At 67.6% G+C, this 25,282-nt stretch carries 26 protein-coding genes; 13 read left to right on the forward strand and 13 right to left on the reverse strand.

Annotated elements, in window-relative coordinates:
- Both ACFCV3_RS38840 and ACFCV3_RS38845 read right to left on the reverse strand, forming a co-directional pair.
- Positions 1-1,332, reverse strand: a complete 1,332-nt coding sequence (locus tag ACFCV3_RS38840; RefSeq protein ID WP_376039439.1) for an ABC transporter substrate-binding protein — start codon at positions 1,330-1,332, stop codon at positions 1-3.
- Complete coding sequence (locus ACFCV3_RS38845) at positions 1,305-2,651, reverse strand: hypothetical protein (RefSeq protein WP_376039440.1); 1,347 nt, start codon at positions 2,649-2,651, stop codon at positions 1,305-1,307. Before ACFCV3_RS38845 ends, ACFCV3_RS38840 begins: the two co-directional genes overlap by 28 nt.
- Before the next feature lie 156 nt (positions 2,652-2,807).
- Here ACFCV3_RS38845 and ACFCV3_RS38850 point away from each other — a divergent pair, with 156 nt between their 5' ends.
- From ACFCV3_RS38850 to ACFCV3_RS38870, 5 genes are all read left to right on the forward strand, one after another.
- Positions 2,808-3,620 (forward strand): helix-turn-helix domain-containing protein, encoded by an 813-nt coding sequence (locus ACFCV3_RS38850; RefSeq protein WP_376039443.1) that lies wholly within the window; start codon positions 2,808-2,810, stop codon positions 3,618-3,620.
- 53 nt (positions 3,621-3,673) lie between these two features.
- Complete coding sequence (locus tag ACFCV3_RS38855; RefSeq protein WP_376039445.1) at positions 3,674-4,792, forward strand: FAD-binding oxidoreductase; 1,119 nt, start codon at positions 3,674-3,676, stop codon at positions 4,790-4,792.
- An 11-nt stretch (positions 4,793-4,803) separates the two neighbouring features.
- A complete protein-coding gene (locus ACFCV3_RS38860) occupies positions 4,804-5,403 on the forward strand; it encodes a dihydrofolate reductase family protein (RefSeq protein ID WP_376039448.1) in 600 nt (199 codons plus the stop codon).
- Positions 5,400-6,320, forward strand: a complete 921-nt coding sequence (locus ACFCV3_RS38865; protein WP_376039451.1) for an NAD-dependent epimerase/dehydratase family protein — start codon at positions 5,400-5,402, stop codon at positions 6,318-6,320. Before ACFCV3_RS38860 ends, ACFCV3_RS38865 begins: the two co-directional genes overlap by 4 nt.
- Before the next feature lie 149 nt (positions 6,321-6,469).
- Positions 6,470-7,288 (forward strand): phosphotransferase, encoded by an 819-nt coding sequence (locus ACFCV3_RS38870; RefSeq protein ID WP_376039453.1) that lies wholly within the window; start codon positions 6,470-6,472, stop codon positions 7,286-7,288.
- Here ACFCV3_RS38870 and dusB read toward each other — a convergent pair.
- The 4 genes from dusB to ACFCV3_RS38890 form a co-directional block, all read right to left on the reverse strand.
- On the reverse strand, positions 7,285-8,406 hold the full coding sequence (gene dusB, locus ACFCV3_RS38875; protein ID WP_376039456.1) for a tRNA dihydrouridine synthase DusB: 1,122 nt from the start codon (positions 8,404-8,406) through the stop codon (positions 7,285-7,287). The two genes, ACFCV3_RS38870 and dusB, sit on opposite strands and share 4 nt — an antisense overlap.
- A gap of 3 nt (positions 8,407-8,409) precedes the next feature.
- Positions 8,410-9,093, reverse strand: coding sequence for a hypothetical protein (locus ACFCV3_RS38880; RefSeq protein WP_376039459.1), 684 nt, complete (start codon positions 9,091-9,093; stop codon positions 8,410-8,412).
- Between the two features lies 1 nt (position 9,094).
- Complete coding sequence (locus ACFCV3_RS38885) at positions 9,095-10,480, reverse strand: glycine--tRNA ligase (RefSeq protein WP_376039462.1); 1,386 nt, start codon at positions 10,478-10,480, stop codon at positions 9,095-9,097.
- A gap of 76 nt (positions 10,481-10,556) precedes the next feature.
- On the reverse strand, positions 10,557-10,853 hold the full coding sequence (locus tag ACFCV3_RS38890; RefSeq protein WP_376039465.1) for an antibiotic biosynthesis monooxygenase family protein: 297 nt from the start codon (positions 10,851-10,853) through the stop codon (positions 10,557-10,559).
- 32 nt (positions 10,854-10,885) lie between these two features.
- On the opposite strand from ACFCV3_RS38890, the gene ACFCV3_RS38895 reads away from it, so the two are divergent.
- Positions 10,886-11,194, forward strand: coding sequence for a DUF6703 family protein (locus tag ACFCV3_RS38895; protein ID WP_376039467.1), 309 nt, complete (start codon positions 10,886-10,888; stop codon positions 11,192-11,194).
- Here ACFCV3_RS38895 and ACFCV3_RS38900 read toward each other — a convergent pair.
- The 3 genes from ACFCV3_RS38900 to ACFCV3_RS38910 are packed head-to-tail and all read right to left on the reverse strand — an operon-like array spanning position 11,191 to position 14,682.
- Positions 11,191-11,721 carry a DUF305 domain-containing protein gene (locus ACFCV3_RS38900; RefSeq protein WP_376039469.1) on the reverse strand — a complete coding sequence of 177 codons (531 nt, stop codon included), beginning with the start codon at positions 11,719-11,721 and terminating at the stop codon, positions 11,191-11,193. The genes ACFCV3_RS38895 and ACFCV3_RS38900 overlap by 4 nt on opposite strands.
- Positions 11,718-12,953, reverse strand: a complete 1,236-nt coding sequence (locus ACFCV3_RS38905; RefSeq protein WP_376039472.1) for a DUF1996 domain-containing protein — start codon at positions 12,951-12,953, stop codon at positions 11,718-11,720. The genes ACFCV3_RS38900 and ACFCV3_RS38905 overlap by 4 nt, the downstream gene beginning before the upstream one ends.
- A 13-nt stretch (positions 12,954-12,966) precedes the next feature.
- The gene (locus tag ACFCV3_RS38910; RefSeq protein WP_376039474.1) at positions 12,967-14,682 is read right to left on the reverse strand and encodes a discoidin domain-containing protein; all 1,716 of its coding nucleotides are present in this window, start codon (positions 14,680-14,682) and stop codon (positions 12,967-12,969) included.
- Positions 14,683-14,815: 133 nt separating this feature from the next.
- On the opposite strand from ACFCV3_RS38910, the gene ACFCV3_RS38915 reads away from it, so the two are divergent.
- Positions 14,816-15,829: a LacI family DNA-binding transcriptional regulator gene (locus ACFCV3_RS38915; RefSeq protein ID WP_376039475.1), complete on the forward strand. Its 1,014-nt coding sequence runs from the start codon at positions 14,816-14,818 to the stop codon at positions 15,827-15,829.
- Positions 15,830-15,847: 18 nt separating this feature from the next.
- Here ACFCV3_RS38915 and ACFCV3_RS38920 read toward each other — a convergent pair whose 3' ends face one another.
- Positions 15,848-16,390, reverse strand: a complete 543-nt coding sequence (locus ACFCV3_RS38920) for a TetR/AcrR family transcriptional regulator (protein ID WP_376039477.1) — start codon at positions 16,388-16,390, stop codon at positions 15,848-15,850.
- Between the two features lie 94 nt (positions 16,391-16,484).
- Here ACFCV3_RS38920 and ACFCV3_RS38925 point away from each other — a divergent pair, with 94 nt between their 5' ends.
- Positions 16,485-17,711 (forward strand): FAD-dependent monooxygenase, encoded by a 1,227-nt coding sequence (locus tag ACFCV3_RS38925; RefSeq protein WP_376039480.1) that lies wholly within the window; start codon positions 16,485-16,487, stop codon positions 17,709-17,711.
- On the opposite strand, the gene eboE is transcribed toward ACFCV3_RS38925, so the two are convergent.
- Positions 17,677-18,831 carry a metabolite traffic protein EboE gene (eboE, locus tag ACFCV3_RS38930; RefSeq protein ID WP_376039483.1) on the reverse strand — a complete coding sequence of 385 codons (1,155 nt, stop codon included), beginning with the start codon at positions 18,829-18,831 and terminating at the stop codon, positions 17,677-17,679. The genes ACFCV3_RS38925 and eboE overlap by 35 nt on opposite strands.
- Before the next feature lie 115 nt (positions 18,832-18,946).
- Complete coding sequence (locus ACFCV3_RS38935; protein ID WP_376039485.1) at positions 18,947-20,239, reverse strand: YibE/F family protein; 1,293 nt, start codon at positions 20,237-20,239, stop codon at positions 18,947-18,949.
- A 53-nt stretch (positions 20,240-20,292) separates the two neighbouring features.
- Here ACFCV3_RS38935 and ACFCV3_RS38940 point away from each other — a divergent pair, with 53 nt between their 5' ends.
- The 5 genes from ACFCV3_RS38940 to ACFCV3_RS38960 all read left to right on the forward strand — a co-directional run bounded on the left by ACFCV3_RS38940 (position 20,293) and on the right by ACFCV3_RS38960 (position 24,048).
- Positions 20,293-21,243 carry a metal ABC transporter substrate-binding protein gene (locus ACFCV3_RS38940; protein WP_376039488.1) on the forward strand — a complete coding sequence of 317 codons (951 nt, stop codon included), beginning with the start codon at positions 20,293-20,295 and terminating at the stop codon, positions 21,241-21,243.
- Positions 21,240-22,013, forward strand: coding sequence for a metal ABC transporter ATP-binding protein (locus tag ACFCV3_RS38945; RefSeq protein WP_376039491.1), 774 nt, complete (start codon positions 21,240-21,242; stop codon positions 22,011-22,013). The genes ACFCV3_RS38940 and ACFCV3_RS38945 overlap by 4 nt, the downstream gene beginning before the upstream one ends.
- Complete coding sequence (locus ACFCV3_RS38950; protein WP_376039494.1) at positions 22,010-23,014, forward strand: metal ABC transporter permease; 1,005 nt, start codon at positions 22,010-22,012, stop codon at positions 23,012-23,014. Before ACFCV3_RS38945 ends, ACFCV3_RS38950 begins: the two co-directional genes overlap by 4 nt.
- Positions 23,015-23,078: 64 nt before the next feature.
- Positions 23,079-23,471: a Fur family transcriptional regulator gene (locus ACFCV3_RS38955; RefSeq protein WP_376039495.1), complete on the forward strand. Its 393-nt coding sequence runs from the start codon at positions 23,079-23,081 to the stop codon at positions 23,469-23,471.
- An 82-nt stretch (positions 23,472-23,553) separates the two neighbouring features.
- Entirely contained in the window at positions 23,554-24,048 is a 495-nt protein-coding gene (locus ACFCV3_RS38960) for a GNAT family N-acetyltransferase (protein WP_376039497.1), read from the forward strand.
- Here the strand turns inward: ACFCV3_RS38960 and ACFCV3_RS38965 are convergent.
- Positions 24,045-25,139: an S-(hydroxymethyl)mycothiol dehydrogenase gene (locus ACFCV3_RS38965; protein WP_376039499.1), complete on the reverse strand. Its 1,095-nt coding sequence runs from the start codon at positions 25,137-25,139 to the stop codon at positions 24,045-24,047. The two genes, ACFCV3_RS38960 and ACFCV3_RS38965, sit on opposite strands and share 4 nt — an antisense overlap.
- Positions 25,140-25,282 lie beyond the last annotated feature (143 nt).

Below are 25,282 nucleotides of genomic sequence, written 5' to 3' on the forward strand. Positions count from 1 at the left end.
TCAGGAGTACTTCTTCTTGAGGGTCTCGGCGCTCTGCGCCAGGCTCGCGACCGCGGCCGAGGGCTGAACCTGGTTGCTCAGGACGCCCTGGACCACCTTGTGCATCTCGGTCTCGAACTCGGTGTACCAGGCGACACCGAGGACGTTGCGCGGCCGGGCGATCTCGGCCAGGTGCGCGTAGATCGCCGGGTCCGCGAACTTCTTCAGCGACGCGGTGATCTCCGGGTCCTTGGCCAGGTCCTTGTAGGCGAAGCCGAGACCGCGCTGCTGGAACCAGAACTTCGCCGTGTACGGCGTCTTGTCCTCACCGAGGCCGCCGAGGTACGTGAGCAGCTTGAACGCGTTGTCCTTGACCTCGGTGTCCTTGGCCAGGCCGTACATCCGGGTGTTGCTGATCGTCCCGTGCACCTTGCCGTCCAGGCTCGGCACCAGCGCCATCTTCATCTTGCCGGCCGCCTTCGACTTCTGCGGGTCGTTGTAGTCGCGCAGTGCGTACCGGGCGCCGATGGTGAACGCGTACCGGTTGGCCTTCATCGCGTTGTCGACCGGAACCGGCAACAGCTGCAGCGAGGCCGGGTCGAGCACCTTCGACTTGTTGGCCGCGTTCTGCAGCCAGGTCAGGACATCCTTCGTGACCGTGTCGGTGGTGTTCATGATCGGCGCCTGCTGATCGTCGAACATATTGCCGCCGCTGGAGTAGACCAGACCCCAGACCCACGCCCACCAGGTGTCGGACAGCTGCGCCGGCAGACCGATCGGGTGCTCCAGCAGACCCTGGCTCTTGATCTTGGCCGCCTGCGCCTCAAGCTCCTCGAGGCTGGCCGGCGGCTTGCTGAAACCGGCCTTGGAGAGGATCTCCGCGTTGTAGATCAGGCAGTTCGAGTCGGTGTAGTACGGCAGGCCGTAGCGCTTGCCCTGGTACGTCATCGCCTCCGCGTTACCGGGGAAGATCGCGGCGTACACCTCGTCGACGCCAGGCAGGCCGTCGATCGGCTGCAGGTAGTCACCCTCGACCCAGGCCGCGAGCGAGTCGTCGTACACGTAGAGGGCGTCCGGGCCGCCACCACCGGTGAACTCGGCAACGACCTTCTGCACGTACTGCGCGCTGGTGATCGGCGTGTAGTTCACCTTGATGTTGCTGGCCTTGGTGAAGCGGTCGAGGTTCTGCTGGACCAGAGTCGCCTCGTAGTCCCAGCCCTCGAACTTCACGCTGCCGTCCCCGGCGCCTCCACCGGACGTGTCGTTCGAGCAGGCGGCGAGCAGGCCAGGGGTGGCCGTCGCGCCCAGGCCGAGGCCGGCGAGCTTCAGGACCTGGCGGCGGTTGAGCTCCATGGTGTGGTTCCCTTCGCTAATTCTTGGGAGATGCGAAGCCGGTAGAGACGCGTAGGGCGTCCCTTGGGGTGGTGTTGTGCGGTTCCTTCGTCGCTGACCAGGCCACCAGCGTCGAGGGTGCGGATCAGCCGGCGGCCGCTCTGATCCGTGATGCCGAGCCGGTCGGCGAGCTCTCCAGGCGAGATCGCCCGGCCTTCCAGCTCGTGGTCGAGGGCGGCCAGTCGCGACACGGTCGCCGCGCTGAGACCGACGGTCTTCGCGAGCTGCTCGACGTGTTCGCCGTGCTCGCGGTAGGAGAAGCTGAGCGCCTCACGATCCGAGGTGGTCAGCGGACCCATCGGCCCGATGATCACCCCGCTGTCCTCGATCAGGTAGGCACACGGCTCGTTCTCCTGCTCCGCCCGCGCCGCGGCCTGCTCGGCAAGCAGCACGCAGTTGCGCGCGGAGACGCCGACCCCGAACCCGGCCGACACCTGCGCACCGAGCGCCGTACCGGCTTCGGCAAGGGCCGGTACGGCGACCCAGTTGCGGGTCACGCGCTCGAACAGGGCCTTGTGGGCAAAGACGACGACGCCACGGCGACCGCGATCCTCGATCCAGGCTCCGGCGAACTCGGGGGTGTTCAGCAGCAGGTTCATCAGGCCGACCCGGGCGCGCTCCTCGTCGGCCGATTGCGAGATCAGGAAGACCCCGGCCGCGAACCGTTGCGCGCTCGCCCGCTCCGACTCGATCCGCAGGGCGAGCTCGTGCAGCTCGGTCCGGATCGTGGCCGGCACCGGCATCCCGCTCATGATCCCGATCGCGTCATCGGCCAGCTGCTCGCGCACCGCGGCCCGAACGCTGATCACGTAGCCGCGGTCACCGAAGCGGTGGTACGCCGAGCGGTGGAACTCGATGATCTCCTCGACCGACTGAGTCGGTGCATAGGGCAACGAAGTGATCTGGTCCTGGTCGAGCTCAAGTGCACTGGTGACCGCCTCGACGGCCTCGGCCGGGAAGGTGTCGATGCTGACCGGCATCCCACCCCAGCCACGTTGCTGCGCCCGGTAGAGCGCCAGCGTCAGGTCGAGTGCCGACGGCCGGACGACGCCGACCGGGAGACCAGGTGGCAGCAGCTCGCGGCTGGCCGTGTACGGCACCGGACCGGCCAGGAACCCATCGAGCCGGGTGGTGCTGAGGAACTCGGCGACCTTGTCCCGGACGTTCTCCTCGTGGTCGTAGCTGACCCACTCCAGATCGACGCCGCGCAGCGTGCTGGCCGCCTCGCGGAACAGCACTCCATGCGTCGCGTGGGTGACAACCCCGATCACGATGGCCACAGGACTCCCTTTTACGAACCATGTTCGGAAGTGACTCGTAAATCCGATGCGGACAAAGCTCCACCTGATCGGGGGTCCAGGTCAAGGGATCAGCGGAATGAAATTTCCCGGTAACACTCCTTGACACCGGTCTAGTCCAGCCGCTTCAGTGCTCCCGTGGAGTACGTCGAACAACTCCCGGTGGCCGGCCTGGCAGGTGTGGTGAGGACCGTCTGGATCCAACGCACCGGCGCGATCGACCACGTCCACCGCCACCTCCCCACCGGCGGTGTCGAGATCCACTTCCCGCTCGGCGGCCGGCCGCAGTTGCTCGGTCCGTTGACCGGTCCGGCGATCGAGGTCATCCCCGCGCACACCACGCTCGTCGGGGTCCGGTTCCACCCCGGTACGGCGCCGCCGCTGCCCGCCGTACTGGATGAGCTGATCGACCAGCACCTCAGCCTGACCGACCTCTGGGGGCACACGGCCGACCGCTTGGTCGAGGCGATGGCCCAGGCAGCGACACCCGAGCGTGCGTTGCTCTACCTGCAGGCCCACCTGCTGAACGAGTTCCGCAGCAGCGAGCGTCTGGATCCGCTTGTTCACGAGGCTGTTCTGGCGCTGATGCCTTGGCAGTCAACCTCGATCGATGGGCTGGCAACCCACCTGTCGCTGTCGGCGAGTCAGCTTCGCCGCCGCTGTCTGCAGGCCGTCGGCACGACGCCGAAGGTGCTCCAGCGGACGCTGCGTTTCCAGGGCTTCCTGGCCTTGGCCCAGGCCGGCGCGACCCCGTCCGGCCGCTCCGGTCTCGACGGTACGGCGGGTCTCGCGATCGACGCCGGGTATGCCGACCAGGCCCATCTCAGTCGCGAGTGTCTCCGGCTGACCGGGCTCACCCCGACGCAATTGCTCGGTGGCGATCTCGACCGGTGCGCGTGCGGTCATGACCACTCGGCGTCGTACCGGCCGTTCCTCGCCCGGCGCCGCTGAGGATGCACGTTTTGTTCAAGAAGCAGGCGGTACGCCGCTCCTAGCCTCGGGGCATGTTGCACTGCCGATCAGTTGAAGATGTCGTCGCCGCGATCAAGAGCGGCGACCGCGTGGTGCCGAGGGGCGGCGGACACTGCTTCGTCGACCGGTCGTCGAGCGGCGACGTCGTACTAGATCTGACCGGTCTGAACACGATCGAGGTACGCGCCGATGGGGTCGCGACGATCGGTGCGGGTGCGCTGCTGGATCAGGTGTACGACGCTCTGCACGCAGCCGGCCGTGGTTTGCCTGCCGGGTGCGGGCAGACGGTTGGTATCGCCGGTCTCACGCTCGGGGGTGGGATCGGGCTGATCGGCCGCAAGTACGGGCTGACCTGCGATCGGTTGATCGGTGCGCAGGTGGTACTCGCCGACGGCAGTGTCGTCGAGTGTGACGACGATCGGGAGCCGGACCTGTTCTGGGCATTACGTGGCGCAGGTGGTGGGCAGTTCGGCGTGGTGACGGAGTTCCGCTTCGCCACCATCGCGGAACCGGTCATGACCCGGATCGCGGCCGACTGGCCGGCCGATGAACTGGAGACCGTCGTCGCGGCCTGGCAGGCCTGGGCTCCGGACGCCCCGGACGACCTCACACTGAATCTCACCATCGACGGACCGCGGGCAGTTCTGATCGGCGCGAGCCTGCTCCCCGTCGAACCGACTCACGCGCTGCTGGTCGAGTTCGCCGACCTGGTCGGTACGGCGGTGCCGTTCGAACTGAGCGCCGGAATGCCACTGTCCGCGGTCAAGGCGAGCTTCGGCGAACCGGCCACGGACGAGCGGCCGCGGATCCGTTCGGAGTTCTTCGAGCAGTCGCTGTCCGACGACGTACTCGGCGAGCTGGTCGGTGGCGGGCGGTTGGCGTTCACCGCGATGGGCGGTGCGTACAACAGGATCGCCGCCGACGCGACGGCGTTCGCCCATCGCAACCAGCGGTTCCTGCTGGAGACCGCGAACGACCGGTCGTGGGCGATCGCGCACGCGGACGGCAGCGGCCGCGTCTACCCGAACTTTCCCGATCTGTCGCTGGCCGATGGTCCCGCGGCGTACCACGGCGAGAACCTCGCCCGGCTGCGCGCAGTGAAACAGGCCTACGACCCGGATCGGTTCTTCACCTTCCCCCAAGCACTCTGAGAGGACCTGTCATGAGCAAAGTCATCGTCGCGCTGTCCGTGTCGGTGGACGGCTATATCAGCGGGCGAACGCCAGCTGGCGCAGAAGAGTTCGGACGTGGGCTCGGCGACGCCGGGATGTTGTTCGACTGGTACTTCAACGGCGATACCCCGAGCGAGGTGTTCGACGGGTTCAAGCTGAGCGCGCCTAGTGCTCGGCTCTTCGACAGTCTGGCGGCTCGGGACGGCGCGATCATCTGCGGGCGGACGACGTACCAGCATTCCAGCGACTTCGGTGGCGGGAGCCCGCATCCGACTGCGCCGCTGGTGGTGCTGAGTCACCAGGCGCTCGAGGTCGGTCCGGCGCAGACGCTTGCCTCGAGCATCGAAGAGGCGGTCGAGGTGGCACGGAAGCTTGCCGAGGGCAAGAACATCGGGATCATGGGCGGCGGTGCTGCGACGTCCGCGCTCGCGGCCGGGCTCGTCGACGAGGTCGTGCTGCACCAGATTCCGATCCTGCTCGGCGGCGGCCACCGGTTCTTCCAGGAGCTGCCCGCTCACGTCGAGCTCCGGCTGATCGAGGCCGTACCGGCGCCTGGTGTGACGCACCTGCACTACGCGGTGATTCGATGATCCTCGTCACCGGCGGGCTCGGCATGATCGGAGCCGCGACAGCCCGCGCACTCGTCGACCTCGGCCGCGAGGTGGTCGTGACTTCGCATCATCGCAGCGAGGTCCCGTCGTTCCTGGCCGGCCGGGTCACGGTCGAGACCCTGGACATGACTGACCGGGACGCCTTCCTTGCCCTGGGCAAGGAATATGACATCACCGAGATCGTCCACCTGGCCGGAAGCATTCCGGGTGACGACACGGTCGCGTACTTCCGCAACGACCTGGCCGGTCTGCTCAACGCGCTGGACGCGGCCCGGACCTGGGGTGTCCGCCGGTTCGCGGTCGCGAGCAGCATCGGCAACTACATCGGCCGGCCCGAGATCCCTTGGCACGAAGAGCTCGCGCTCCCCGAAGCAGACCTGCCCCTGGCGATCGTCGCCTTCAAGAAGGCCGTCGAACCGATCACCGTGCACAGCCTCCAGGGCACCGGCATCGACCCCGTCCTCCTCCGGATCGGCAGCACCTGGGGACCACTGATGGATCCGGAATCCCCGATCATCACGATCGCCCCGTACATCAGCGCCATCCTGCGCGGCGAAACACCGGAAGCCCGCTACGCCGACGATGGCGGCGACTTCTGTTACGCCCCCGACGCCGGCCGTGCGATAGCCCTTCTCACCACGGCCCAGACCCTCCAGCACCGGACCTACAACGTCTCCAGCGGCACCCGATCCACCAACCGCCAGATCGCCGAGGCCCTCCAAGCCATCACCCCCGGCCTACACCTAGACCTCCTCCCCGGCCGCCAGTCCGGCCCCGGCGCCGACCCCTACCTCGACATCACCCGCCTAACCGCCGAAACCGGCTTCACCCCCACCTACGACATCCCCGCCGCCGTAGCCGACTACGTCACCTGGCGCACCACCAACCCCCGCTAGCCAGCACGAACGACAGGAGGTCACTGCCTCGTCGCGACCCTCCACCGCCTGACGCTCCCCGCCCGATCTCCTTCCCCGGCAATACCTCCTGTTCTTCGTGCCGCCGGAATTCGGTCGCCGGGGCGGCGGCGGCTTGTTACGGTCGGCGCGTGGATGTCGAACCGGCGGTTGCAGTGGCCAAGGCGATCACGTCGGCGGATGACGCGATCGTGCTCAACGCATCGAACAAGGTCATCGTGCGGCTGCTGCCGAACGACGTCGTCGCGCGGGTAGCGTTGGCGGATGAGCACGGGTTCGAGCGGGAGCTGGAGCTCAGCCGGCGCCTGTCCGAGGCTGGGTACCCGGTGGTCCCACCCGCAGATCCGAAGGTCCACGAGCAGGAGGGCATCTCGGTCAGCTTCTGGCCGTACTACGAACCACAAGCACCGATCCCGCCGGACGAGTTCGCCGCCGCGTTGCGCCGACTCCACGGTGGGATGCGCGAGATCGACGTACCGGTACCGAATTTCATGGATCGGGTGATCGAAGCCACGTATGTGCTGGCAGTTGAGGCCCTCTCACCGGAGGCCCCCGAGGCCGATCGCGAGCTTCTGGTCACGACGCTGACCAAGGCCAGCCAGGCCGTCCGTGCGACGGGTGCCCCCGAGCAGCTGCTGCACGGCGAACCACACCCGGGGAACCTGCTCAGCACGAAAGACGGTCCGCTGTTCATCGACTTCGAGACGGTGTGCCGAGGGCCGGTCGAATTCGACATCGCGCATGCACCGGACGAGATCGCCGCGCACTACCCGGGAGTCGATCAGGACCTGCTGCGGCAGTGCCGACTGCTCATGCTCGCGATCGTCATCGCCTGGCGCTGGGAGCTTGGCGATCAACTCCCTAACGGCGAGGCTCAACGTATCGAGTTGACGGCCCAGCTGCGTGCCGAGCTCAGCGCAGTAGGCGTGGGCTCAAGAGACACGCCCTAGCCGCCTGAGACGCCGATTTCGGCGTCGGCGATGTCGTCGGTGAGGCCGTCGGTGTTGTCGAGCCAGCCGTGCGGGAGGATGACGCGCTCGCGCGGGCTGCCTTGGCGGCCGCGGGGTGCGCCCAGCTCGCCGGTGGGGAACGGGACGGTGGGGTCGAGCTGAGCGAGCAGCTCGTCCAGGTGGGCGAGTGTGTCGACCATGCCGAGGGCGGCGCGGAGCTCGCCGCCGGCTGGGAAGCCCTTGAGGTACCAGGGCACGTGCTTGCGGAAGTCGCGCAGTCCGCGCTGCTCCCCCATCAGATCCGCCAGCAGCTCGCCGTGCCGCCGCATCACGGCCGCGACCTCGCCCAGATTCGGCAGGTTCAGCGCCTCACCACCCGCGAACGCCACCGCGAGATCGCGGAACAACCACGGCCGCCCGAGGCAACCCCGGCCGACGATCACACCGGCGCACCCGGTCTCGGCGACCATGCGGAGCGCGTCACCGGCCTCCCAGATGTCACCGTTGCCGAGCACGGGGATGTTCACGTGCTCGACCAGCTCGGCGATCTTCGTCCAGTCCGCCTGGCCGGAGTACGCCTGCGCCACCGTCCGCCCGTGCAGCCCGATCGCGGCCGCCCCCGACTCCTCCGCGATCCGGCCGGCGTCGAGGTACGTCTGGTGGTCGCTGTCGATCCCGATCCGGGTCTTCATGGTCACCGGAATCCCGTACGGCGTCGCCGCCTGCACGGCCGACTTCAGGATCGCGCCGAGCAGGTTCCGCTTCCACGGCAGTGCCCCGCCGCCACCCTTCCGGGTCACCTTCGGCACCGGGCACCCGAAATTCAGGTCGATGTGGGCAACGCCGTACTGGTCACACAGCAGTTGCACGGCCTTCCCGATGTAGACCGGGTCCACGCCGTACAACTGCACCGACCGAACGGTCTCCCGCTCGTCGAACGTGAGCATGTCCAACGACTTCTGATCACCCTCGACGATCCCGCGGGAGGTGATCATCTCGCACACGTACAGCCCGGCCCCCTGCTCAGCACACAACCGCCGGTACGCCGCATTCGTGATCCCGGCCATAGGAGCCAGCACCACGGGGGTATCGATGGTCAGATTGCCGAGCTTGAGCATGAATTAGGCCTTTGCGACGAGGATCTTGCCGTCGCCGGAGATTCGGGCGTTGTGGGGAACAACCGCGTTCGCGGTGGTGGTGACGTCACACCGGATGCCGTCACCACTCGATGGTACGACGGCGACCAAGTCCATCGTGCAGGTGATCTTGCTCGCGTCGGGGACGGCGCGGAGGACGGCGTCGACGACTTTTTCCTTGACGACGGCAACTTGTTCCGAGGTGAACTTGTACGACGCGTTGTACGGCTGGGCGTCGACCGTCAGAGTGCCGGTGAAGGGTTTGCCGGCGTACGTGACCGTGCACTTCAGGGTGTGTTTGCCGGGTTTGTCCGCGGCGTCGATGCCGGGGCAGTTGACCGTGGTCTTCGCGGCCTTGCCGGCGGTGAGCTGGGTCTGCTTGGCGATCGCGAAGCGGATCCGGTTCGCCAGCGGTGCGTCCGACTCCGGGGCGCCGGTGACGGCCGGGGTCGGGAACGGCTTGGCCGGTCTCGGGAGCGGCTTCAGGGTCGGCGTCGACGCGGTCGGGATCGGCTCGGTCGAAGGAGCCGAACTGCTGCCGGGTGCCGACGGGGTGCTGCCTGACTTCGGGTCGGTGTCGGAGCAGGCGGCCAGCAGGAAGACGGCCAGCGCCGACACCCCGAACACGGCCAGGCCGAAGCGCAGACGTTCGCCGGTCAGCAATCGCATCTCAGCAACCCACCAGGGCCTGGGCCAGGTAGCCGGTGACCTCGCTCAGGGCGACCCGCTCCTGCTTCATCGAGTCGCGCTCGCGGATCGTGACCGCGTGGTCCTCGAGCGTGTCGAAGTCGACGGTGATGCAGAACGGCGTACCGATCTCGTCCTGGCGGCGGTAGCGGCGGCCGATCGCGCCGGCGTCGTCGAAGTCGACGTTCCAGTTCTTGCGCAGCTCGGTGGCCAGGTCGCGCGCCTTCGGGGAGAGGTCCGCGTTCCGCGACAGCGGCAGTACGGCGGCCTTGACCGGCGCGAGCCGTGGGTCGAAGCGCAGGACCGTCCGCTTGTCGACGCCGCCCTTCGCGTTCGGGGCCTCGTCCTCGGTGTAGGCGTCGAGCAGGAAGGCGAGCACGTTCCGGGTCAGGCCGGCCGCGGGCTCGATCACGTACGGCGTCCAGCGCTCACCCTTCTCCTGGTCGAAGTACGACAGGTCCGCACCGGAGTGCTTGGAGTGGGTGGAGAGGTCGAAGTCGGTGCGGTTCGCGATGCCCTCGAGCTCGTCGAACTCCTTACCGCCGAAGTTGAACTTGTACTCGATGTCGACGGTGCGCTTCGAGTAGTGGCTCAGCTTCTCCTTCGGGTGCTCGTAGAACCGCATGTTGTCCGGGTTCAGCCCGAGGCCGACATACCAGTCCCAGCGCGCCTTCAGCCAGTACTCGTGCCACTCCTCGTCCGCACCCGGCGCGACGAAGAACTCCATCTCCATCTGCTCGAACTCACGGGTGCGGAAGATGAAGTTGCCCGGCGTGATCTCGTTGCGGAAGCTCTTGCCGACCTGGGCGATCCCGAACGGCGGCTTCTTCCGGGCCGTGCCCATCACGTTCGCGAAGTTCACGAAGATGCCCTGGGCGGTCTCCGGGCGCAGGTAGTGCAGGCCCTCGTCGGACTCGACCGGGCCGAGGTAGGTCTTCAGCAGGCCGTTGAACATCCGCGGCGCGGTGAAGGTGCCCTTGTTACCGCAGTTCGGGCAGGCGATCTCGGCCAGCTCGACGGCGTCGGCGTCCTTGTTCTTGCGCCGGGCGTAGTCCTCGCGCAGGTGGTCGTCACGGAACCGCTTGTGGCAGGACTGGCACTCGGTCAGCGGGTCGACGAACTCCTGCAGGTGCCCGGACGCCTCCCAGACCTTGGTCGGCAGGATCACCGAGGAGTCCAGCCCGACGACGTCGTCACGGCTCGTCACCATCGTCCGCCACCACTGGGTGCGGACGTTGTTCTTCAGCTCCACCCCGAGCGGACCGTAGTCCCAGGCCGACTTGGTTCCACCGTAGATCTCGCCGCAGGGGTACACGAAGCCTCTCCGCTTACTGAGGCTGACGACGGCATCGACGGTTTCCACGGGCACTTTTGAACTCCAGAAACGGGCACAGGTCGGGTACGGAAAACACCAGGCTATCGGTCCGGGGCGGCCGGAGTCGCATTCAGTGTCCGGTCAGGAACTCCGAAAGCTCTTCATAGGCGGTGGGCTCATCGATTGCCTGCGACAGCAGCGGTACGGCGGTCAGCTTCACCTCGTACGGCGAGAGCGCGCGCCGGTAGCTGCCGATGTTCAGGAACTCGAGGTTCAGCGCCAGCAGCTCCGGGTCGTCGACGTTCCGCCCGGTCCGCGCCGTCACGAACCCCTTCTGCCGGCTCAGCACCTCGACCGCCGCCTCCACCCGGAGCGCGAACTCGGCCTGCTCGGCCTCCGGAACCCGGAATCTGATCACCACGAACATGTACGCACCCTATGACCTGGAACAATGGGCTCATGAGCTCCCCCAGCAGTCAGCCGGTGAGCCCGCTCCGGCAGCGGATCACCAAGATCAGTTACCCGTACGTCGCGAAGCTGCACGGGATGCCGAAGCTGACCCTGCCGATCATCACCGGAGTACTGGCGCTGGTCGGGGTCTTCGCTCCGGTCGTGGTCGCCGTCCCGGCCCTGATCCTGCTCGCCCTGGTCCTCGGCTGGCTGGCCTTCCTCTCCTGGCCGGCCGTCACCACCGGCCCGAAGTTCCTCCGCGTCTTCTCGATCCTGGTAATCCTCCTGTTCGGCGTCTCCCGAATCGCCGGCGCCTAGGTACCCAGCCGGGCCGTCTGTGCGGTTCGGTGCTTCTCGATTGCGGTGGCGAGGTTCTTCACTCCGGGCTCCTGGCCGGCGGCCTTTACGCTGCGGGTGACGAGGGCCGACTGGGTCAGGTGGTCCTTCACCTCGGCTCGCAGCACCTTGTCGAAGGCGGGGCCGCGCAGTTTCTGTAGCGCGACCACCTCCTCCTCGGTCATCATCCCGGGCATGTTGTGCCCCGCATGAGCGTTCGTGGTCGGCAACCGCGCTCGGTCGCGCAGGGCGAGCAGCTGCTTGAGCTCGGCCTGGTGACCAACCGTCAGTTCCGCGGCCAACCGGCGTACGGCGGGGTCCGTGGAGTTCGTTGGCGCAAATCCGAGGATCCGGAGGAACTGCTCGTTCATCGGGATCATCAGCCCGAGCCAGGCAGCGTCGGTCGGGTTGAAGGCCGAGGCGACGGAGGCCGCCGGAGCGGGAGGTTGCGGGGCCGAACCGCATCCTCCGAGTACTCCGGCGACCAACGCCAGTACGAGGTACTTCACGGACGGCCGTCCGCCCCACACTTGATGATCGGGCGGATACAGTCGTTGACCCGCCGAGCCATCTCGTCCACCGGCCAGGCGTTGAAGAAGTCGCCGTGCATGGTGAACCCGCCACCACTGGCCAACCGGAAGCCGGCTGTCGAGCCGTTCACCGGATAGCGCAGCACCTGCCGCAGCTTCGGCACCGGCACGGGGTGGGATGCCGGGCAGTCGCCGTTCACCGGGTACGCCATGTGGCTCTTGTGATCCGGTGAGTCGAGGTCACGTCCGTTCCAGCACTGCGGGAAGTCCAGGTAGGACTCCAGCATCGACCCGGCCGGGCAGGTGATGAAGTCGTGCCCGGATCCCGCGTCACCGGCGTGCAGACACGACCATCGCGAGATGGTGTTGTCGTTCGGCCCGGTGGCTTTGGCGTTACCGGCCACGATCCGCAGTCCGTACGGCAGTGGCTGGGTCCGCGCGATCACGTCGTCCCGGACACCTTCGCCCAGGTAGTAGAACGTCGTACCCGTCGGCTCGACCGGTTGGTTGTTCGAGTAGAACGTCGGCACCCAGTACGACGAGGTGTCGACCGCCGGGTTGCAGCTCGTCGGCGAATTGGCCAGGTCCTCGACCGTGGTGTGGGCGTTCGTCACAGTCGCACCGAAGAAGCTGTGCATGTGCGACGCACCCGGCATGTTCGGGAACACGATCGGGTCGTCCGGCAGCCGGTGCGTGTACGGGCAGTCCGCCAGGAACTCCGCGACCCGGACGATCGGTCCGCCGGTCCCGCCGTACACCTGGAACTCCCAGAGCGATGCGCCGTACTGCGTTGCGCGTTCCGTGACGAGCACTCGCACATAGCGGGCCGAGCCACTGATGGCGAGGTTCTGCTCACCGCCGGTGCCGTTCACCGTCGTGTGAGCGGTCACCCACTCGTTGCCGGTGTTGGACGTCTGAATCTGGAACCCACGCGCGTACGCCGCCTCCCAGCGCAGCAGCACGCGGTTGAACGACTGGGTCGACCCGAGGTCGATCCGCAGCCACTGGTTGTCGGCGAAACTGCTGGCCCACCGGGTGCCGTTGTTGCCATCCACGGCCGCGGCGGCCGGCGTACCGGCGTTCTCGGTCGACGAGGCGAGGGCTGGTCGGTTCTGGGACAGCAGGGTCTCAGCCGCTTGAGCCGTACCGGCGCCACTCACCAGGAAGGCGCCGAGGACCGCCAGCAGTGTCAGGAGAACTGTTCGTTTCACTGTAGGTCTCCCCTCAGTGGTAGACGCGGACGTAGTCGACGAGCATCCGGGACGGGAACGGCGTCTGCGCGTTCGGCGGACCGGGGAAGTCGCCGCCCACGGCGAGGTTGAGGATCAGGTAGAACGGGTGGTCGAAGATCCACGGGCCACGGGTCGCCTCGAGCTGCGCCTTGTCGACGGTGAACACGGTGGCGCCGTCGACCTGGTAGGTGATGCCGGTGGAGTTCCACAGCATCGTCCAGGTGTGGAAGTCGTCGGCGAAGTCCGCGCCGCCGGGCAGACCGTAGGTCCCGCCGTACCCGCCGGCGCCGTTGTAGGCCGGGGCGTGCAGCGTCGAGTAGCCCTTGGTGGTCTCGCGGCCGAGGATCTCCATGATGTCGATCTCGCCGTTGTACGGCCACGGACGGCCGGTGAGGAAGTCGCTCCCCATCATCCAGAACGCGGGCCACAGGCCGTTGCCCTTCGGCACCTTGATCCGGGCCTCGATCTTGCCGTACGTCGTGTCGAACTTGGTACCGGTGTTGATCCGGCCGGACGTGTACTGGCAGGTGCCCTTACCGCTGACCGGGTCGATCGGGCACGTCGTACCGGGGGTTTCCTGCCGACGTGCCTCGATCACCAGGTTGCCTTGGCCGTCGGTCTGGATGTTGTCGTTGTTGGTGTAGACCTGCAGTTCGTTGTTCTGGCCGATGCCGGGGTCAGCACGCCATTTCGCAGCGTCGGGCTTGGCGCCGGCCGGGGTGTTGAAGTTGTCCTCCCAGATCAGCTGGGGCGGGTTCGCCGGGTCGGCCGGCGGGGTCGGCGGCGTGTTCGGCGCTCCCCCGGTGCCGTAGACCTGGAACTCCCACAGCGAGTACCCGTACGGCGTGTTGCGCTGCGTGCCGTACATGCGGACGTAGCGGCCGCTGCCCGAAACGGTCAGCGTCTCCTTGAACCCGGGACCGTTGGTGGTCGAGTAGATCGTGGTCCAGTTGTTCGCGTCGTTCGAAACCTGCAGCTGGTAGGACTTCGCCGAGGCCGGATCCCATTGCAGGACGACCTTGTCGATCTGCGCGGTCGCGCCGAGGTCGACGTAGATCCAGCCCGGGTCGACCCAGCCGGAGTCGGTCGCGGTCGCCCAGCGGCTGGCCGGGTCGAGGTCGAAGGCGCGGGCCGGCGTGCACTCCCAGCAGTTGCTGTCGTGCTGCTGCGTCGACGAGACACCTGACTTGTTGTAGGACAGCAGGCCGGAGCCGGGGGCAGGGCCGCTGGTGCTGCCGAAGACCTTGAACTCCCATAGCGAGTAGCCCCACTGGGTGGCGCGCTGGGTGCCCAGCAGGCGGACGTAGCGTCCGGTCCCGCTGACGTTGAGAGTTTGGTTGCCTCCGGCACCATTCGTGGTGGTGTTGACGGTGGTCCAGTTGTTGCCGTCGGTGGAGATCTGGATCTGGAAGGCGGTCGCGTACGCCGCCTCCCAGGCGAGCTGCACCTGGGTCACGGTGGCGCTCGCGCCGAGGTCGACCTGGATCCACTGCGGATCGCCGAACGCACTCGACCAGCGGGTTCCGGGGTCGCCGTCGACCGCCGAGGCGGGGCCGAAGACGACGTTCTCGGACGAGGAGGCGGTGGCGGTCTTGCCTTGGGACAGCAGTACGTCGGCGGCGCGTGCGGGGAGCGCGACGAGCAGGCCGATCAGGAGGGAGAGGGCTGCCAGCGCAGCAACAGTTCTCGGGCGGGTGAGATGTGGCATGGGCGTCTCCGGGGGCAGTCGGACAATGCACATCGATGAAGTTGTCGGGGAACGTTCCCTGAGAGGGAGACTGTGCCTGTCGGGGAACGGTGTCAAGAGTTGACAGGTTCCGGAACCGTGCCACCCTTATGGAATGAAACGGCTCGAAGGCATGAGACGGCCGACGTTGCATGCGGTGGCGGCCCGGGCCGGGGTTTCTAAGTCGAGCGTGTCCCGGGTGATCAACGGGGAGCCGACGGTCGCGCCCGCGATCCGGGAGACCGTGCTGGCCGCGGTGGCCGAGCTCGGCTACGTCCCGAACGGCGCGGCCCGCAATCTGGTCACCCAGCGGACGAACACGATCGCGATCATCGTCTCCGATCCCCCGGCCGGCCTGGTCTCCGACGACCCGATGTTCGCGATGGTCGTCCGCGCCGCGAGCCGTGAGCTGGAGCGCGCCGGCAAGCAGGTCTCACTCGTCCTGGCCGGTTCCGACGAGAGCCGCCTGCGCGTCGAGCAGTACCTGGCCGCCGGTCATGTGGACGGGGCGATCCTGGTCTCGATGGACGGCGCCGACCCACTCCCCGCCGTACTGTCGCGGACCGGTCTCCCGATCGTCTCGCACGGCCGCCTGGCCACCCCCGGCCTGATGCCCTGGGTCGACAACGACAACCACGGCGGCGCCACCAAGGCGGTCCAGCATCTGCTCGACCAGGGCCGCCGCCGGATCGCGACCATCTCCGGCCCGCTCGACATGACCGCCGCCCAGGAACGCCTCGCGGCGTACCGGGACACCCTGAAGGACACCGGCCGCCGCTCGATCATCGCCCTCGGCGACTTCACCCGCATCTCCGGCGCCGACTCGATGCGCCAGCTACTGGAGGACGACCCGACCCTGGACGCCGTCTTCGCCGCCAACGACCTGATGGCCATCGGCGCCCTCCGCACCCTGCGCCAAGCCGGCCGCCGCGTCCCCGACGACGTCGCCGTCATCGGATTCGACGACATCGAAGCCGCCCTCTACACCGCCCCCGCCCTCACCACCATCCGCTCCCCCATGACCGACCAGGCCGTCCAAACCGTCCAGCTCCTCCTCACCCTCCTGACCCAAGGCACCGCCGCCCCAGTCACCCTCCCCACCGAACTGGTCATCCGCGAATCAGCCTGACCACCGACCCCGCCACCCTCAGGTCGGGCGGAGGCAGTCGTGGGCTGCGGAGACGGCAGCTGCGCGGAGGGCGTCCAGGGGTTCGTCGACGAACATGACGGCGGAGTCGGAGAGGCCGCCCAGGGCGACGACGGCGCGGACCTTGGCGTCGAAGGCCGGGGCCGGGCCGATGAGGAGTTCGGTCACGCGGGCGCGCCAGTCGAACATACGGTCGACGAGTTTGAGTTCGGTGAGGACGCCGAGGTCGCGGATGAGGATCTGGATCAGCCAACGGTGCTTGTACACGAGGTCGAAGTACGACGTCAGCAGGTCCTCCGCCGCGAGTGGGGCCGCAGCCTCCTGGGCGGCGACGTAGGCGTCGAAGTCGTCGACGAGGGGCTGGACCAGGCTGTTCAGCAGGTCCTCGCGGGACGCGAAATGGTAGTAGAGGGCGGGCTTGGTGACGCCGAGTCGCTCAGCGATGTCACGGAGGCTGGTCTGCTGGACGCCGCGCTCCGCGAACAGCTCGACCGCGACCTGCTGGATGCGGGCCTTGGGGTCGTCCGTGCGCAGTCTCGGCATGAGCCGAGTCTAACTGACCTTCCGTTAAGTAAACCGTTGACACGAGGTCGCCAGCTCTGCTTACCTTCCGTTAAGTAATCAGGAGGAGGACGGCATGAAGGTCCTGATCTCAGGCGCGAGCGTGGCCGGGCCGGTACTCGCCTACTGGCTGGATCGGTACGGGTTCGAGACGACCGTCGTCGAACGCACACCGGCGCTGCGGCACGGCCTCGGCGGTCACGCGGTGGACCTGTTCGGGCAGGCGACCGACGTCGTCCAGCAGATGGGCCTCTGGGACGAGGTCAAGGCGGCCCGGACGATGATCGACGATCTGACGATCGAGCGCTCCGGTGGGCGACCCGTGCACGTCGATCTCGGACGCTTGTACGCCGGGATCTCCGACCGGCATGTGGAGATCCTGCGCGGCGAACTCATCCGGATCCTGTCGTCCGCGACCACCTCCGAGTACCTCTTCGGCGACTCGATCACCGCGCTGACCGACGACGGCGCCGGGGTCGATGTGACCTTCGAGCGGAACGCGCCGCGTCGGTTCGACCTGGTGATCGGCGCCGACGGGATGCACTCGAACGTCCGCCGGCTGGCCTTCGGCCCGGAAGAGCCGGTACGCCGTCATCTCGGCGGCTACCTCGCTGTCTACTCGATGCCGGACCTCTTCCCCCTCGGTTCCAGCATGCTCATCCACCAGTCCGTCGACCGGCTGGTGGGGCTGTACAGCGTCCGTCAGACCGGGCAGTCCCGAGCGATGTTCATGGTCCGGACCGAGGCCGAGCTCGAGTACGACTACCGCGACAAGGATCAGCAGAAGGCCTTACTGGCAACGGCGTTCCGTGATTACGGCTGGCGGGTACCGCAACTGTTCGAGCATCTCGAGGCCGCCGACGACTTCTACTTCGACGCGATCGCGCAGATCACTCTCGACACCTGGCAGCGCGGCCGGATCGGCCTGGTCGGCGACGCGGGCTACTGCCCCGCGCCCGCAGTCGGTGGAGGAACCAGCCTCGCCGTCGCAACGGCGTACATCCTGGCCGGAGAACTGGCTGCCAACGGCCCCGCCGGACTGCGGACCTACGAGGCCAAGGTCCGGCAGATGGTCGACCGGAGCCGCAAGATCGGTCCGAAGGTGATGGGCTCGATCATCCCGCGTGGGCCGGCCACGCTCCGCCTGCTGCCGTTGGCGACATCCGTCGTACCGAAACTGCCCAGGCCGATCCAGCGGTTCATCTGGTCGCAGAACGCCGTCGGCAAGGCGCTCGGCTCGACGGCACTGCCTGACTACTCCGCTTTGCTCAGTCCAAGATCTCCTGCAGACCCAGGCCGGTAACGCGGTCGCGGAGCCACTGGAGTTCGCCGACGATGCGTTTGGCCAGTTGGGCGCGGGTCCGGGGCTGGCGGGTCCAGGTGTAGGTCTCTGATTCCAGGTGATGTGTCATGGGATGGCCGCCGCCGACCATGCGGGTCAGGCACTCATCCAGTACGGCGGTGGTCGCGGTGAGCGGGGCCGGGGGCGGTTCGTGGGCAGCGATGTGGGCGTGCATCCGCCAGCAGGCGTGACCGGACAACTGGTACGCCAGATCGACGTCATCGACACCGGGGCCACACCACTCCCGTACCTGACGGAGATACTTCGGGTCACTGAGATCGGCCAGCACCTGCCGGCCGAGACCGTCCGACGGGTCGACCAGCTGAGGAGCCACCGACAACTGGGCCTTCACCACATCCACACCAGCCCGCCACAGCGTCTCGAACGCCGGACCCGGCTCCTCGAACTGAACAGCGAGGTGACACGTGTCCAGTCCGAGCCCGATCCGCGACTTGCCGGCGTCCGGGCTGACGTAGGTGCTCAGCCAGCCCGCCGCCTGCCCGACCATCTCCAGCACACACCCGGGCTCGGGCTCGACCGCGATCCGGATCCGCCGACCGGTACGGCGTTCAGTCCGGTCCAGGTGGAATTCCAGCCGGTCGAACGCCACCCGGGTCGCCGCGTCGCGCTGCTTCGACCAGGGCTCACGCCAGGCCAGCGGAAGCGTCGAGATCGAGCCGTACTCCGCATCCGGCGGCAGCAACTCGGCGAGGATGTCGACCAGGTCGACCGTGTAGCGCAGCCGCTCGGTGTCGGTCCAGTCCGGGCAGTAGACCTTGGACCCGACGACCTTGTCGACGAACGCCGAGTGGGCGACGCCGTTCAGCGAAACGACCTCGAGCTTGTGGCGCGTCAGCGCGCGCTGCAGACGCCGCAAGGCGACCGGTGAGTTGGCCAGCCGGTCGGCGAGCGGGCTCACCAGCCACAGCCCGATGCCGAGCGACGGTACGCCGAGCTCGGCCCGCGCGGCGCCCGCACAGCCGTCCAGCCACTTGATCAGCTCATCCAGGTCCGTGGCAGGCAGAACTGTGGCGGAATACCCCAGGTGGACGACAGAACCGTCCCGATGGCGGAATCTCATCAGCACTCCTCACCCCGTACTGGCCACAGAAGGTAGTCATTGGCGGACTCTCCGTGACCTAATTGCACTCTAGGAGCCTGCGGCCCCCCGGGGAAGAGCTGATTTTCAGTTGTTGTCAGTTAGTGTCGATATGATCACTGTGAGTGATTAGATCCCTGCTGCGGTCGGCCACAGCGAGCGCCGCGAGCGTGGTGGTGAGAGGTACGGCGGCGATGATCCCGAGGCTGCCGACCAGGCCCCGGACGATCTCCATGGCGACCATCTCGGTCGAGATCACGTACTGGCCGGGCAGGCCCTGGATCGCGAAGGTGATCAGCACCGGCATCGCAGCACCGGCGTACGCGAGGACCAGCGTGTTCACCACCGAGGCGACGTGGGTGCGGCCGATCCGGAGCCCGGCGCCGATCAGCTCGGCGCGAGAGGCGGACGGATTGGCGGCGGACAGCTCCCAGACCGCGGCCGCCTGGGTGACCGTGACGTCATCGAGTACGCCGAGCGCACCGATCACCATGCCGGCCACCAGCAGGCCGGTCAGACTGAGGCTCGGAAAGAACTGCTTGGCCGCCGACGCGCCGTCCGAGGCAAGCCCGGTCAGCTGACAGAACTTGGTGAAGAACCACCCCAGTACGACGGTCATCCCGAGCGCGGCGATGGTCCCGGACAACGCGATCGAACTCTGCGCGTTGATCCCATGGGTCAGGAACAGCGCTACCGCCATGATCACCGTGCCGCCGACCACCGCGACCAGCAGCGGATTCGACCCCTTCAGGATCGCCGGCAGGATGAACTGGGTCAGCATCACCGCGGTCATCGCGAGTGCGATCAGCGCGGCGAAACCACGCCAGCGCGACAACGCCACCACCGCCAGCGCGAAGACCGCGGCCAGGATCAGCAACGGCTTGCTGCGGTCGTGGTCGACGTACTGATAGCGGTCGGCGATGTCCTTCGCATCGGTCTGGACACCGAGCATGATCGACTGGCCGACCTCGATCGAGATCGGCACCTTGCCCGCCTGCGGCACCTGGACGGGCACGATCTGTCCCTTGTCCGGGCCGGTGCTCAGCTTGACCGAGGCGAGGTCGCACTGGTCCCGCTTGTCCGGGCAGGGCGCGAGCTTGGTGACCTCGCCGCGGGCGGTGTTGGTCTGGTACGTCGCGACCTGCACCCCGCCGCCCGGCCACATCACGATCATCGCGATCACCGCGGCCGTGATCAGCGGCGCCAGCACGGCCGCGACCACGATCCGGACCCGGCGGGCCACGATCGCGTCGTTGTCCACCACGGAGGTGTCGACCACGTGATCGCCGCCGTGACCGTGCCCATGGCCGTGCCCGGCGGGCGTGTCGAGGGTACGGCGGCGGGTTCCCCGGCGGTCGGCGCGGCGGCGCCCCACGGGTCGGCTGCTCATCGGTTGAACTCCCTGTTTTGACAATCATCTCCAGTTAAATGAAAATGATTGTCATGAGATCTAGTGCTCGCGCTGTCGTCGCCGGTGTCGCCGTCCTGGCGACCGTCACCCTGGCCGGATGTGGCGGCTCTCCGTCCGCCGGTGGCTCCGGCGGCGGCAAGCTCGACGTCGTTGCTTCGTTCTACCCGCTCGAGTTCATCGCCCGGACAGTGGGGGGTGACGCGGTCAATGTCACCACACTGACCGCACCCGGCGTGGAACCGCACGACCTCGAGCTGACACCGAAGCAGGTCGGTGAGATCGCGGCGGCCAAGCTGGTCGTCTACGAGAAGAGCCTGCAGCCCGCCGTCGACGAGGCCGTCGAGCAGAACGCCAAGGACGCCGGCTTCGACGTCGCCCCGGCCGCGAAGCTCGAGGCCACCGGCGCGGACTTCGAGGAGCACGAGGAGGGCGAGGCCAAGCCGGCCGCGCACGCCGACGAGGCCCTCGACCCGCACTTCTGGCTGGACCCGATCCGGTACACCGCCGTCGTGAACGCGGTCACCGACAGGCTCGCCGCGGCCGACAGCGCCAACGCGGACGGGTACAAGGCCCGCGCCAAGACGCTGCTCGACGAGGTCGGCAAACTGGACGGCGAGTACAAGTCCGGCCTGGCGAACTGCAAACTGAAGACGTTCGTGACGAGTCACGAGGCCTTCGCCTACCTCGCGAAGCGGTACGGTCTGACGATGGTCGGCATCGCCGGGTTCACCCCGGACGCCGAGCCGACCCCGACCCGGATCAAGGAGGTGCAGGAGATCGTGAAGTCGCAACACGTCACCACGATCTTCTACGAGGAGCTGGTCAGCCCGAAGGTGGCCGAGACGATCGCGCGTGACGTCGGCGTCAAGACCGCCGTACTGAGCCCGATCGAGGGGCTGTCGGACGCCAACTCCCAAGAGACCTACCTGAGCCTGATGCGGGAGAACCTTCAAGAGCTCCGGAAGGCGAACAGCTGCGCGTGACACAACCACAAGACGCGGAACCAGACACCGCCGCGAAGGCCGTCCAGGTCACCGATCTCTCGGTCGACCTGGGCGGTCGTCTGGTGTTGCGGGGCGTCGATCTCCAGATCCGCCAGGGCGAGGTGGTCGCCGTACTGGGGGCCAACGGCTCCGGCAAGTCCACTCTGATCAAGACGGTGGTCGGGCTGCTGCCGGCCGCCCGTGGTGAGGTGCGGCTGTTCGGTACGCCGGTTCCCCGGTTCCGCGCTTGGAAGCGGATCGGGTACGTACCGCAGCGGATCACCGCAGCGGGCGGCGTACCGGCGACTGTGTATGAAGTGGTGTCGTCCGGGCTGCTGTCGCGGCGGCGGTTGTTCGCGCCGCTGGGTGCGGCCAGGAAGGCTGCGATCGAGGACGCGCTGCGGGTCGTGGACATGGCCGACCGGCGCAAGGACGCGGTCGCCGAGCTGTCCGGTGGTCAGCAGCAGCGCGTGCTGATCGCACGTGCTCTCGTCTCCGACCCCGAGCTGCTCATCCTCGACGAGCCGACGGCCGGGGTCGACCTGGCCAGCCAGCAGATCTTCGCCGACGCGATCCGGGAGCGGGTCGCGCGCGGCACCACCGTGGTGATGGTCAGCCACGACCTCGGCCCGATGGACGCGCTGATCGACCGGTCGATCATCCTGCGCCGCGGCCGGATCGTGTACGACGGTCCTCCGCACGCCTCGCAGACCCACGCGCACGTCCACCACTCCCACAGCTCAGACGATTCGGGTTGGCTGACCTCATGACCCTCTTCCAGCTGGAGTTCATGCAGCGCGCGTTGATCGCGGGGCTGCTGACCGGGCTGTCCGCGCCGGCGATCGGCACGTACCTGGTGCAGCGACGGCTGTCCCTGATGGGTGACGGGATCGGGCACATCGCGATCACGGGTGTCGCTCTCGGTCTGCTGACGGGGACTGCGCCGGTCCTCACCGCGATCATCGTGGCGATTGCCGGTGCGACCGCGATCGAGTTCGTCCGGGCCCGCGGGAAGGCGTCCGGCGATGTGGCTCTCGCACTGCTCTTCTACGGCGGAATCGCGGGCGGCGTGCTGCTGATCGGGCTGGCCGGTCAGGGCGCGGCCACGCTGAACACGTATCTGTTCGGCTCGCTCACCACCGTCTCCGCCAGCGACCTGTACGTCGTGGTCGGGCTGGCCGTGGCGGTGCTGGTGATCGCCATCGGGCTGGGACCGCAGCTGTTCGCGGTCTGCCAGGACGAGGAGTTCGCCCGGGTGACCGGGCTGCGCGTCCAGCTGCTGAACCTGCTGATCGCCGTGATGGCTGCGGTGACCGTGACGGTCGCGATGCGGACTGTCGGCCTGCTGCTGGTCAGTGCGCTGATGGTGGTTCCGGTCGCGACTGCTCAGCAGGTCACACGGTCCTTCCGCAGTACCTTCGTCACCGCATGTGCGATCGGGGTGACCGCCTGCCTGGCGGGCATCATCACGTCGTACAACGCGAACGTCGCGCCGGGCGCGACCATCGTCGTGCTGGCGCTGGCCGGGTTCGTCGTGGCCGCGACCGTCGGCGCGCTACTGCGCCGGCGCTCCAGCCGGGTCGCTCCACTCGACGACGAGGAGCCCGAGGTCGGCGTACCGGCTCCGGAGCCGCACGTGGTCAGCGCCGGGCACCCGCACGCGCACAGCCAGGCATGCGGTCACAAGAAGGTCGAACACGGCGATCACGTCGACTATGTGCACGACGGTCACCTGCACGCGGCACACGGTGACCATTGGGATGAGCACTGATTTGCTGAGCTCTGAGACAATTACTGGCGATACCGCGGAAAAGCCGGTGAGGACAGGAGGAACGGTGGCCATCGGAACACGCTCGACCCGTCAGCGCGCAGCGGTCGCTTTGGCGCTCGACACGCTCGACGACTTCCGGACTGCCCAGGAGATCCACGCCCAACTCCGGTCCTCCGGGGAGGCCGTCGGGCTGACCACCGTGTACCGCACCCTGCAGGCACTGGCCGATTCCCGCGAGGTCGACGTACTGCGGACAGCCGACGGCGAAACGGCGTACCGGCGCTGCTCGAAGGGTCACCATCACCACCTGGTCTGCCGCAACTGCGGCCGGACCGTGGAGGTCGAGGGACCGGCCGTCGAGCGCTGGGCCGACAAGGTCGCCGCCGAGCACGGCTACGCCGACATCAGCCACACCCTGGAGATCTTCGGCACCTGCGCCGACTGCCAGCAGGCGTGACGTAAGGCATAGCGTGCAGCAAGCCTTCCGTACCGGATGATTCCGGCGGGAGGCTTTTCTGCGTTCTGGACTGAGGAGTCTGATGACGGATCTGGCCGTACGGCGGTTCGACGCCGACGATCGAGTGGTGATGGAGCGGCTGTACCTGATGTTCCGGCACGACCTGTCGGAGTTTCAGGGACAGCTACCGAAGGCGGACGGGAGCTACCGGAGCGACTGGCTGGAGTCAGCGCTGACCGGGGATCCGGAGTGGGCGGGGTACATCTTCCACAGTGGTGAGCACCCGATCGGCTACTGCCTGATGCGGGCGCTGCAGCAGCCAGTGCGAGTGCTGAACAGCTTCTTCATCGTCCGGCCAGTACGGCGTGGTGGCCTCGGACTGCGAGCGGTCCAGGAGGTGCTCGCGCATCACCCCGGACCGTGTGAGGTCGCATTCCAGGACAACAACGCGACCGCCGTCCACTTCTGGCGGCGGGTCGCGACGGCGATGTCCGGAGACGCGTGGACCGAGGAGCACCGCCCGATCAAAGGCCGTCCCGATGCTCCGCCGGACACGTGGATCTCTTTCACGGTTTAGAAGAGGACGACCGACCGCAGCACATCGCCGTGGTGCATCTTGGTGAACGCGGCCTCCACGTCTTCGAGGGCGATGGTCTCGGAGACGAAGCGGTCGAGCGGTAGCCGGCCCTGCAGGTGGAGGTCGATCAGCAGCGGGAAATCGCGGCTCGGCAGACAGTCGCCGTACCAGCTGGACTTGAGGGAACCGCCGCGGCCGAAGAAGTCCAGCAACGGCATGTCGAGCCGCATGTCCGGTGTCGGTACGCCGACCAGCACGACGGTGCCGGCCAGGTCGCGACCGTAGAACGCCTGCTTCCAGGTCTCGGGCCGGCCGACCGCGTCGATCACCACATCCGCGCCGTACCCGCCCGTCAGGTCCTGGATCGCCTCGACCACACCATCATGGTCGAGCTCCTTGGAGTTGATCGCGTGGGTCGCGCCGAGCTCCCGGGCCGTGGCCAGCTTCCGCTCGTCGATGTCGATCGCAATCACCTTCGCGGCCCCGGCCAACCGAGCCCCAACCACGGCCGCCGTACCGACGCCGCCCGATCCGATCACGGCGACGGTGTCACCACGGCCGACGTTCCCAGTGTTGATCGCAGCACCCAGACCGGCCATCACGCCACAGCCGAGCAACCCGGCGACCTCAGCCTTCGCAGCCGGATCCACCTTGGTGCACTGACCAGCAGCAACCAGCGTCTTCTCCGCGAAAGCCCCGATCCCCAGCGCCGGGCTCAACTCGGTACCGTCGGCAAGCGTCATCTTCTGCTTCGCGTTGTGCGTGTTGAAGCAGTACCACGGTCGGCCGCGCAGGCAAGCGCGACAGTTGCCGCAGACAGCCCGCCAGTTCAGCACGACGAAGTCACCAGGCTGCACGTCCGTGACACCGTCGCCAACGCTCTCCACGATCCCCGCCGCCTCATGCCCAAGCAGAAACGGAAAGTCGTCGTTGATCCCACCCTCGCGATAGTGCAGATCGGTATGGCACACCCCGCACGCCTGAACCTGCACCACCGCCTCCCCCGGCCCAGGATCCGGGATGTTGATCTCCTCGATCGTCACCGGCGCACCCTTGGCCGCCGCCACCACACCACGCACCGTCTGTCCCATCCCCCGACGCTAACCGCCTGACCCTGCTCCCGTCAGCAGCTGCGGGCGTGGCGGTTTTCCGCGCCATACCGCGTCGGTAAGGACACGTAGTGTCCACCTCCGCGGCCGGCCGCCACGCTCAGGCGGCGTTCGATGGGCGTCGA

Source organism: Kribbella sp. NPDC056345, from assembly GCF_042262745.1.
In the GTDB taxonomy this organism is placed as follows: Bacteria; Actinomycetota; Actinomycetes; order Propionibacteriales; family Kribbellaceae; genus Kribbella.